10 protein-coding genes are annotated in these 9,616 nt (G+C 69.1%); 8 read left to right on the plus strand and 2 right to left on the minus strand.

What is annotated here, in order from left to right:
• Positions 1–436, plus strand: a 436-nt coding sequence (locus tag EQG76_RS09560) for a hypothetical protein (RefSeq protein WP_159712805.1), incomplete at its 5' end; no start/stop codon positions are given.
• Here EQG76_RS09560 and EQG76_RS09565 read toward each other — a convergent pair.
• Positions 400–900, minus strand: a complete 501-nt coding sequence (locus EQG76_RS09565) for a DUF2231 domain-containing protein (protein ID WP_159712807.1) — start codon at positions 898–900, stop codon at positions 400–402. The genes EQG76_RS09560 and EQG76_RS09565 overlap by 37 nt on opposite strands.
• 57 nt (positions 901–957) lie before the next feature.
• On the opposite strand from EQG76_RS09565, the gene coxB reads away from it, so the two are divergent.
• The 3 genes from coxB to EQG76_RS09580 are packed head-to-tail and all read left to right on the plus strand — an operon-like array spanning position 958 to position 4,471.
• On the plus strand, positions 958–1,587 hold the full coding sequence (gene coxB / locus EQG76_RS09570; protein ID WP_200840686.1) for a cytochrome c oxidase subunit II: 630 nt from the start codon (positions 958–960) through the stop codon (positions 1,585–1,587).
• Positions 1,584–4,109, plus strand: a complete 2,526-nt coding sequence (gene ctaD / locus EQG76_RS09575) for a cytochrome c oxidase subunit I (protein ID WP_159712811.1) — start codon at positions 1,584–1,586, stop codon at positions 4,107–4,109. The genes coxB and ctaD overlap by 4 nt, the downstream gene beginning before the upstream one ends.
• Positions 4,109–4,471, plus strand: a complete 363-nt coding sequence (locus tag EQG76_RS09580; protein WP_159712813.1) for a hypothetical protein — start codon at positions 4,109–4,111, stop codon at positions 4,469–4,471. Before ctaD ends, EQG76_RS09580 begins: the two co-directional genes overlap by 1 nt.
• 11 nt (positions 4,472–4,482) lie before the next feature.
• On the opposite strand, the gene EQG76_RS09585 is transcribed toward EQG76_RS09580, so the two are convergent.
• Positions 4,483–4,929, minus strand: a complete 447-nt coding sequence (locus EQG76_RS09585; protein WP_159712815.1) for a MaoC family dehydratase — start codon at positions 4,927–4,929, stop codon at positions 4,483–4,485.
• Positions 4,930–4,999: 70 nt separating this feature from the next.
• On the opposite strand from EQG76_RS09585, the gene EQG76_RS09590 reads away from it, so the two are divergent.
• The 4 genes from EQG76_RS09590 (at position 5,000) to EQG76_RS09605 (ending at position 9,521) form a co-directional block, all read left to right on the plus strand.
• Complete coding sequence (locus EQG76_RS09590) at positions 5,000–5,455, plus strand: winged helix-turn-helix transcriptional regulator (RefSeq protein WP_159712817.1); 456 nt, start codon at positions 5,000–5,002, stop codon at positions 5,453–5,455.
• Between the two features lie 29 nt (positions 5,456–5,484).
• Positions 5,485–6,681, plus strand: coding sequence for an MFS transporter (locus EQG76_RS09595; RefSeq protein ID WP_159712819.1), 1,197 nt, complete (start codon positions 5,485–5,487; stop codon positions 6,679–6,681).
• A gap of 55 nt (positions 6,682–6,736) precedes the next feature.
• Entirely contained in the window at positions 6,737–8,071 is a 1,335-nt protein-coding gene (locus EQG76_RS09600; RefSeq protein WP_159712821.1) for an LLM class flavin-dependent oxidoreductase, read from the plus strand.
• A gap of 115 nt (positions 8,072–8,186) precedes the next feature.
• Entirely contained in the window at positions 8,187–9,521 is a 1,335-nt protein-coding gene (locus EQG76_RS09605; RefSeq protein WP_200840687.1) for an MFS transporter, read from the plus strand.
• Positions 9,522–9,616 lie beyond the last annotated feature (95 nt).

Here is a 9,616-nt window from a genome sequence, read left to right on the forward strand (position 1 = left end):
CGCCATGCCTGGCATCTACCTGCAGCGCACCGGCCTGCCGGGCGACCGCCAGCTCTTCCGCCTGCACCGCTTAGCCCTGTTCACCTATGTCGCCGTCACCTGTCCGGCCGCCTTCATCGCGGTCGGCACCGGCACTGCGCTGGTCTTCGCCAACGACGTGTACACGCCCTGGTTCGCGCTCAAGCTCGCGGCGGTGGGCGGGATGGTGCTCCTGCACATGTACACGGGCTACCTCCTGCCCCGCCTGTTCGAGCGTGACGCCAGCCTCGCGCGCTGGCGCGGGATCGTGGTGCTCTTCGGCATCCTCGCCATGATCGGCGCCATCCTCTGGCTGGTCCTGGCCAAGCCCAGCCTGACGTTCGGCGGCCTGCCGGACTGGCTCACCGAGCCCGGCGGGCTTCAGTCGCGGTTTGATATCCGCATCCCGATCCCATGATCGAACACCAGCTTGCCGCCATGCCAGCCGGCCACGCCCACGAACAGGCTGGCCAGGAGCGACAGGAACAGGCCGACCGGCAGGACCGCCCCCTCGTTGTCGCCGACCCGCACCCCCCAGTTGGTCCCGGCAATCGCGAGCAGCGTCATCGCCGCCACGGCATGGCTCCAGCTCGCCGACCGGGACCTGATGCCCTTGACCAGCAGGAGCTCGGCCGTGCCCGAGATCCCCGCGACGACGCCCATGGCAAACGCGAAGAAGCTCGACCACAGGGCTGCCCGTGCCCAGAACGGGTCGCCCGACCACCAGAAGAACAGATCGGCGCCGAGCGTCGAGATCACCAGGGCGATCGGAAAGGAGACGGTCATCGCATGGATCGGGTGACCCGCGACATGAACCTGCGAGCTGACGTCGTGCTGCTCGATCTCAGCCACGACCGGGTTGTCGAAATCGGCTTCCTTCATGGCGCGCGGCTCATCCGTCGGCTGGCGGGGGCGGTTGCCTGCTTAACTGTGCCGCTGGTGGCCGGTTGCACAGGGCCTCTGTCCACGCTGGACCCGGCAGGTCCCGCCGCCGCCGCGGTGGCGCGGCTGTGGTGGGCCATGCTGGCGGGTGCCGGGCTGATCTTCGCCCTGGTGATGATCTGCCTGCTGCTGGCCTATCGCCGCCGCACGCGGGCGCGCGGCTCGGTGGGCACCTGGGTGGTGGGCCTGGGCTTGGTGTTCCCGACCACGACCCTCACCCTCCTGCTGGGCTACGCGGTCCTCACCGGCGAGCGGCTGCTGCCCCATCCGGGCGAGGAGGTCCTGCGCCTGGACGGCACCGCGCGCCAGTGGACCTGGAGCTTCCACTATCCGGACGGCGGTCCGGCCATTCCCGACGGCGGCCCGCTGGTCATCCCGGTCGGGCGGCCGGTCGACATCCACGTCACCAGCGAGGACGTCATCCATTCCTTCTGGATTCCCAGGCTCGGCGGCAAGATCGACGCCCTGCCTGGCCATGTGAACGTGATCCGCCTTCAGGCCAGCGAGCCCGGCCGGTTCGGCGCGCAATGCGCCGAGTTCTGCGGCCTGGGCCATACCCAGATGTTCTTCTGGGTGGATGCCGTACCGGAGGAGAATTTCCGGCAGCGCACGGAGGCTTGGCGATGAACGAGCCGAACAGGCCTGCCTCGCCCGTCGAGCTGCACCACGAGCTGACCCGGATCTGGGGTGCCCATCCGGGCTTCGGCCAGCTGGCCGCCGTCAACCACACGACGCTGGGCCGTCGCTTCATCGTCACCGCCTTCCTGTTCTTCGCGGTAGGCGGGATCCTAGCGATGCTGGTGCGCGCCCAGATCGCGACCTCGCACAGCGCCTTCGTCGGGCCGGAGATCTACAACCAGATCTTCACCATGCATGGCACGGTGATGATGTTCCTGTTCGCGATCCCGATGTTCGAGGGCTTCGCGATCTATCTTTTGCCCAAGATGCTGGGCACCCGCGACCTGGCCTTCCCACGCGCCGGTGCCTACGGCTACTGGTGCTACCTGTTCGGCGGCTCGATCCTGCTGCTGGCGCTGGCCATGGGTGCGGCACCGGATGCCGGCTGGTTCATGTACACCCCGCTCAGCTCTAAGCCGTTCAGCCCCGGCATCAACGCCGATGTCTGGCTGATCGGCATCACCTTCGTCGAGATCTCGGCGCTCAGCGCCGCGGTCGAGGTGCTGGTCAGCATCCTCCTGGTCCGTGCCCCCGGCATGTCGCTCGACCGGATGCCGATCTTCGCCTGGTACATGCTGGTGGTGGCGGTGATGATCCTGGTGGGCTTCCCGCCGCTGATCCTGGGCAGCATCCTGCTGGAAGTCGAACGCGCCTTCGGCTGGGCGCTGTTTGATCCCGCCCGCGGCGGCGATTCCCTGCTCTGGCAGCACCTGTTCTGGATCTTCGGCCATCCGGAAGTCTACATCATCTTCCTGCCAGCGGCCGGGATGGTCTCGACCATCATCCCGGTCATGGCCGGGCGCGAGCTCCTGGGTTATCGCTGGGTGGTGCTAGCCGCAATCTCCGTGGGCTTCTTGAGCTTCGGGCTCTGGGTCCACCACATGTTCGCGGTGGGCATCCCGCATCTGGCGCTGGCCTTCTTCTCAGCGGCCAGCATGCTTGTGGCGATCCCCACCGGCGTGCAGATCTTCGCTTGGCTCGGCACGCTGATGAGCGGACGGCCGCGCTTCAACGTGCCGATGCTGTTCCTGTGCGGCTTCTTCTTCATCTTCGTGCTGGGCGGGCTCACCGGCGTGATGGTGGCGGTGGTGCCGTTCGATCTGCAGGTCCACGACACTCATTTCGTGGTCGCTCATCTCCACTACGTGCTGGTCGGCGGCTTCGTCTTCCCGATCATGGCGGCAGCCTATTACTGGCTGCCGCACCTGACCGGCCGGCAGCCGATGTTCCAGCTCGGCCACGCCGTGTTCTGGCTGGTGTTCATCGGCTTCAACCTGACCTTCTTCCTGATGCATCTCACCGGCCTGCTCGGCATGCCCCGGCGGATCTGGACCTATCCCGAAAGCTACGGCTGGGACTGGCTGAACCTCCTGTCCTCGATCGGCGGCTTCGTCATGACGATCGGCTTCGCCCTGTTCGTCCTGGACATCGTGCTTCAGATGCGGTTCGGGCCGAAGACGGGGCGCAACCCCTGGGGAGCCGATACGCTGGAATGGGCGACGCCGGTGCCGCCCACCGACTACGGCTTCGCCTCCATTCCGATCGTCACCAGCCATCGCCAGCTGGCGGAGGACCCCGACCTGCCGCGCAAACTCGCCGCGGGCGAAGGGCTCTTGGGCTTTGCCCGGCGCAACTGGCTGGAAACCATCGCCGTCGACATGATCACCGGCGCGCCGCGCCAGATCCTGCTCCTGCCCGGCCGGACCTTCCTCCCGCTCGGGACGGCACTCGCGACCGGCCTGTTCTTCGTGTCGCTACTCCTCCAGGTCTATCCGCTGGCGATCGCGGGCATCGTGCTCACCATCGCGGTCTTCTGGCTCTGGACCAGGCACCCGGCACGCACCGCCGATCTCGGGCCCTTGCCGGTTGGCGACGGCACGATGCTGCCGGTTCATACCGAGAGCGGCCACGCACCCAGCTGGTGGGCGGTCGTGTTCCTCCTGCTGGCCGATGCCGCGCTGTTCGGCTCACTCCTGTTCGGGCTGATCTTCCTCTGGGTAGTGGCGCCGGGCTGGCCGCCCCCGGAAGTCCTTTTCAACAGCACCGCCTTCGCCCTGATCGCTATGGCCTGCCTTGCGGGTGCGGCCGGCCTCGGGCGGCTCGCTCTGCGTGCGGCACGCCGGGGTGCGGTCGGCTGGGCACTGGTCTGGAACCGCTTCCTCGCCGCCGCCCATGCGGCGACGCTCCTCCTGCTGGCGGCGATCCTGACGACCGCACCCGACCCCACCGCGCATGCCTATGCCGGCGTGACCGCCGCGATCCTCGTCTATATCCTGGTCCATGCGGCGGTCGGCCTGATCCTGGCCCTGCATGTCTGGCAGGCCTGCCGGCGCGGCCATGTCTCGGCGGCGCGCAGCCTGGACCTGATGATCGGCCGGCTGTGGCACGACTATACGGCGGTCGCCGGCGTGATCGGCCTCGGCACTATCCTGGGCGTCGCTGCAGCGATCGGCCAGCCGGGAGCCGGGTGATGACGCTCGCCATCCGCCCCGCCTTCCTGCTGGTGATCGCCCTTGGCTACACGCTCTGGGGTGGCGCCCTGGTGGTGCTCTACGGGGTCCTGTCGCTCGGCTGTGTGTTCGGCTGGGAAGAGGTGATGCTGGGCCCGCTCACCCTGCAGCGCGGCCTGCTCCTGCTGCTCTGGCTCTTGAGCGTGCTGGTGATCGCCCTGCTCTCCTGGCAGACCTGCGCTTGGCTGCAGGCGGCCAGGGCCGGTCGCCCAACACCCCTGGCGCGGTTCACGCTCTGGCTGGCCGCCGCCTGCAGCATCGCCGCGGCAGGTGCCACCCTGTTCATGGGGCTGCCGATCCTGGGCGCCTCCGCCTGCATCTGAGCGTCCACCGCTCAAGGTCGGCGCGGCACCACCAGCTTCGCCACCAGGATCTGCACGACCTCATCCTGCTGGTTGCGGGTCTCGCTGCGCAGCGTGACCATGCCGCGGTCGGGCCGCGAGCGCGACGGCCGAATCTCGATCACCTCGCTGGTCACGGTAAGCAGGTCGCCCGGCCGGGTCGGCCTGGGCCAGGCGACCTCTGCCCCAGCACCGATCAGCCCGCCCGCCAGCGGTGCCCCGCCCTCCACCAGCAATCGCATGGTCACCGCGGCGGTATGCCAGCCGCTGGCCGCAAGCCCGCCGAACAAGCTGTCCTTGGCCGCCGCCTCGTCCAGATGGAAAGGCTGCGGGTCGAAGTCCTGGGCGAACGCCTTGATGTCCTGGGTCTCGATCCGCCTGGTGCCGCTCACGAAGCGCTGGCCCACCGCTAGGTCGTCGAGAAACCACTCCGCCATCATGCCGCTCCCTCCTGCATCACCGTCTTCTAGTCACTTGCATTATGAAAGTCACTCCGTTACGATGCCGACCATGCAGCGCAAGAGCCTCGCCACCATGGCCTGTCCGGTCGCCCAGAGCCTGGAACGGGTGGGCGAGTGGTGGAGCATGTTGATCATGCGCGACGCGCTTGGTGGCATCACCCGGTTCGACGCCTTGCAGAAGAGCCTAGGCATCGCGCCGAACATGCTGACCCGTCGCCTGAACGGCCTGATCGAGGCCGGGCTGCTGGAGAAGCGCCGCTACCAGGACAACCCGCCCCGCTACGAGTACCTGCCGACCGCCTGCGGCCAGGACTTCCGCCCGGTGCTGCTGGCGCTACTGGACTGGGGCAACCGCCACTTCGCCGAAGACGGCCGCCGCGCGGTAATCCGCGACCGGATCACCGGCGAGATCGCTGAGCCATTGATGATCGATCGCCACTCCGGCCGGCCGCTGACCGACCCTGCCTTCGAGCGCGTCTACCTGAACGAACCCAGGCAGGACTGAGCCGCCCGCCTCCATCCGGAGCCTCCGCCATGCCGCCCGTCCAGGCGCGCCGCCTCCACCTCCTCCTGGCGCTCGCCAACGCCATGGTCGGCATCGCCGCCTTCATGGTGATCGGCATGCTGCCGGAGATCGGCGCGTCCTATGCCGTCCCCCATTGGCAGGCCGGCTGGCTGATGACGGTCTACGCCCTGGTCTATGCCCTGACCTCGCCGCTCCTGGTCGCCGCCACCGGCCGGGTGGCGCGCCGCGACGTGCTGAGCCTGGGCCTGGGCCTCCTGGGGCTGGGCGCCCTCCTCAGCGCGCTGGCCCCGAGCTTCCCCCTGATCCTGGCGGCGCGCTCGCTGATGGCGGTGGGTGCGGGCCTGATCACCCCGGTCACCACCGCGATCGCGGTCGCCACCGTCCTGCCCGAGCAGCGGGGCCGGGCACTGGCGACCGTGTTCGGCGGCTTCACGATCGCCCAGACCTTCGGCGTGCCAGCAGGCGTGTGGCTGAGCTACCAGTTCGGCTGGCGGACGACGTTCGGCATCGTGTCCGTGCTGACGCTCTTCGCGATCCTGGTGCTGCGGCGGCTGGTGCCGCGCCAGGTCACGGTCCAGCCGGCCTCGCTCGCCATCCTGGGAGGCGTGCTCGCCACACCGGTCCTGCTCCTTGCCGTGCTGTTCACCGTGTTCAGCATGGCTGCAGCGTTCACCTTCTACACCTATCTGGCCCCGTTTCTGGTGGAGCGCCACGGGCTGGGGCAGACGGGGATCACCGTCATGCTGGTGATCTTCGGCCTGGGCGGTGTCACCGGCAACCATCTGGGCGGGGTGCTCACCGACCGGCTGGGCGCCACGCGCAGCCTGGTCGGGCTCGGCATGGTGACGGCGGTCGCCCTGCCGGTCCTCACCCTCCTTGATCTGCCGCTGCCGGCCATGGCTGGGATGGTGCTGGTCTGGAGCATCGCCGGCTGGTCGGCCAACGTCGCCCAGCAGGCCCGGCTCGCCGGCCTCGACCCCAGGCGTGCCCCGGTGCTGCTCGCGCTGAACGCGTCGACGATCTATGTCGGCAGCTCGGCGGGCGCCGCGTTCGGCAGCCAGGTGATCAGCCATGCCGGCTACGACCTGCTGGGCCCGGCCGGCGCCGCCCTCGTGCTCCTGGCCCTTGCCACCCTGCCGGTCGTGGCGGCGCTGCGGCGCGACCGCCCGCTGCCCTGCCCCACGCCTGGCCTCGGCCGGAGCTGATCCTTTCGCAACCGGCCGCCCCCGCTTTCCGGGGCAGGCCCGATCGGAGCGACCCATGACCCGAAAGCTGCGCCTTGGCGCCTTCATGCGGCCGATCAGCATCCACACCGCCGCCTGGCGCTATCCCGGCGCCAATCCCGCCGCCAATTTCGACCTCGAGGCCATCGTCGGCTATGCCCGCACGCTGGAGCGCGGCCGGTTCGACGCCTTCTTCATGGCCGACCATCTGGCAGTGCTGAACATGCCGATGGAGGCGCTGAAACGCAGCGCCACCGTCACCTCGTTTGAGCCCTTCACCCTGCTCTCGGCGCTGGCGATGGTGACCGAGCGCCTGGGCCTGATCGCGACCGCCTCCACCACCTACAACGAGCCGTTCCACGTCGCCCGCCGCTTCGCCTCGCTCGACCATATCAGCAAGGGCCGGGCCGGCTGGAACCTCGTCACCTCCGGCAACCCTCACGAGGCGATGAATTTCGGCCGGGACGAGCATGTCGAGCATGCCACCCGCTACCAGCGTGCCCGCGAGTTCTACGACGTGGTCACCGGCCTGTGGGACAGCTTTGCCGATGACGCCTTTCTGCGCGATGTCGAGAACGGTGTCTTCTTTGATCCGGCCAAGCTCCACGTCCTGAACCATGCGGGTGAGCACCTGAAGGTCCGCGGGCCCCTCAACATCGCGCGGCCGGTCCAGGGCTGGCCGGTGGTGGTCCAGGCCGGCGCCTCGGAGGCCGGCCGCCAGCTCGCCGCCGAGACTGCCGAGGTGGTGTTCGGCAGCGCCAACAACCTGGCGGACGGCCAGCGCTTCTATGCTGACGTGAAGGGCCGGATGCGGGCGATCGGCCGCGACCCGGACCACCTAAAGATCCTGCCCGGCGCCTTCATCGTGGTGGGCGACACGGTGGCGGCGGCCAAGGCCAAGAAGCGCCACCTGGATTCGCTGGTGAACCCGGCCAGCGGCATCGCCTCGCTCTCGGTCCAGCTCGGCACCGATGCGTCGAAGTTCGACCTGGACGGCCCGCTGCCGCCGATCCCGGAGACCAATGCCAGCAAGAGTGCCCGGCAGAAGCTGATCGACCTCGCCGAGCGCGAGAAGATGACGGTGCGTGAGCTCGCCCAGTATGTCGGTGGCGCCTACGGCACGCTGGAGCTGATCGGCACGCCGAAGACCATTGCCGATCAGATGGAGGAATGGCTCACGACCGAGGCCTGCGACGGCTTCAACGTGATGTTCCCCTACCTGCCCGGCGGCCTGGACGAGGTAGTCGACTTCGTGGTGCCGGAGCTGCAGCGCCGCGGCCTGTTCCGCACCGAGTACGAGGGCCGGACCCTGCGCGAGAACCTGGGCCTCCCGCGCCCGAAGAACCGCTTCTTCGAGAAGGTGTCCGCCTGAGCGGCCGGGCGCAGGTTTTCTTACATCCCAAAGCGCGGGTTTAGGGAGATCGTGGCTTGCGGCGAGCCTCTCCCAGCGGGCATCAATCCCGCGGCACCATGGGGGAGAAGCGCCGTTGGCCGTGCGCAAGAGGTCTTCCGAGACCACCGTCGAAGCCGTTCTGTCCGATGCCGGCGTCGGGCCGTTCCAGTACCGACTGCTCGGCGTGTTCGGCCTGGTCTGGACCGCGGACGCCATGCAGGTCCTGGCGGTGGGCTTCACCGCCCCCTCGATCGCCGCGACCTTCGGCCTGGGGCTCCCTGAGGCCCTGCAGACCGGCACCGTCTTCTTCTTCGGCATGCTTATCGGGGCCGCCCTGTTCGGCCGCCTGGCCGACCGCTATGGCCGCCGCCGGATCCTGCTTGGCACGGTGGCGCTGGATGCGGTGTTCGGCCTGCTTTCGGTGTTCGCGCCGAACTTCGAGATCCTGCTGGTGCTCCGCTTCGTCACCGGCCTGGCGGTGGGCGGCACGCTGCCGGTCGATTATGCGATGATGGCCGAGTTCCTCCCAGCCCGGCAGCGCGGCCGCTGGCTGGTTGCCCTGGAAGGCTTCTGGGCGGTGGGCACGCTGGTCGTGGCCATCACCGCCTGGGTGGCCAGCTCGGCCGGGGTCGCCGACACTTGGCGCTGGATCTTCGCGGTCACCGCGGCACCGGCCGTGGCCGGCATCTTCCTGCGCTTCTGGGTGCCGGAATCGCCGCTCTATCTGCTCAAGAGCAACCGGCCCGAGGAAGCACGCAGCGTGCTCAACCGCGTGCTGACCGGCAACGGCCGCCCCGCCACCCAGATGCGAATCACCGCCGGGCCGACCGCGCCGGCACGCGACGCGGGCGGCATCCTGACCGGTCCGCTCATGCGCCGCACCCTGCTGATCCTGACCGTCTGGCTGCTGGTCTCGGCCAGCTATTACGGCGTGTTCGTCTGGCTGCCGGGGCGGCTGGCCGGCGAGGGCTTCGGCTTCGTGCGCGGCTATGGCTTCCTGGTGCTGGTGGCCCTCGCCCAGATCCCTGGCTACGCGCTGGCCGCCTGGGGCGTGGAGCGGCTGGGCCGCCGTCCTACCCTGATCGCCTTCCTGGGCCTGAGCGCGCTCGGCTGCTTCCTGTTCACGGTAGCGACCACGGCGGGCCTGATCGCCACCTCGATCCTGCTGATGAGCTTCGCCCTGCTTGGCACCTGGGGCGCCCTCTACGCCTTCACGCCTGAGCTCTACCCCACCCGCTCGCGCGCGACCGGCATGGGGGCCGCCGGTGCGGTGGCGCGCTTTGGCGGGCTGCTGGCGCCGACCGTCATGGCGCCGGTGATGGCGCTGGGCTTCAACGTCGCGATCGGCCTGTTCGCCGGCCTGCTCGTGTTGGCGATGCTCGCCACCGCCATGATCGACGTGGAAACCCGCAGCGTGCCGCTCGATTGAGCGGCACGGAGTGAGGGAGTGCCGTGCCGCTCGACCGTGCGGCACGACGCGAATGGATGCCGTCAGATCGTGAGCGTGCCGGCCTTGGCCGCGGC

This window comes from Geminicoccus flavidas (assembly GCF_009806515.1).
Lineage (GTDB): Bacteria > Pseudomonadota > Alphaproteobacteria > Geminicoccales > Geminicoccaceae > Geminicoccus > Geminicoccus flavidus.

Bases quoted from the DNA above. Each gene is read 5' to 3' on its own strand.
- EQG76_RS09590 (WP_159712817.1), top strand. From the start codon at position 5,000: ATGCAGCGCAAGAGCCTCGCCACCATGGCCTGTCCGGTCGCCCAGAGC.
- EQG76_RS09565 (WP_159712807.1), bottom strand. From the start codon at position 900: ATGAAGGAAGCCGATTTCGACAACCCGGTCGTGGCTGAGATCGAGCAG.
- ctaD (WP_159712811.1), top strand. From the start codon at position 1,584: ATGAACGAGCCGAACAGGCCTGCCTCGCCCGTCGAGCTGCACCACGAG.
- EQG76_RS09600 (WP_159712821.1), top strand. From the start codon at position 6,737: ATGACCCGAAAGCTGCGCCTTGGCGCCTTCATGCGGCCGATCAGCATC.
- EQG76_RS09595 (WP_159712819.1), top strand. From the start codon at position 5,485: ATGCCGCCCGTCCAGGCGCGCCGCCTCCACCTCCTCCTGGCGCTCGCC.
- EQG76_RS09580 (WP_159712813.1), top strand. From the start codon at position 4,109: ATGACGCTCGCCATCCGCCCCGCCTTCCTGCTGGTGATCGCCCTTGGC.
- EQG76_RS09585 (WP_159712815.1), bottom strand. From the start codon at position 4,929: ATGATGGCGGAGTGGTTTCTCGACGACCTAGCGGTGGGCCAGCGCTTC.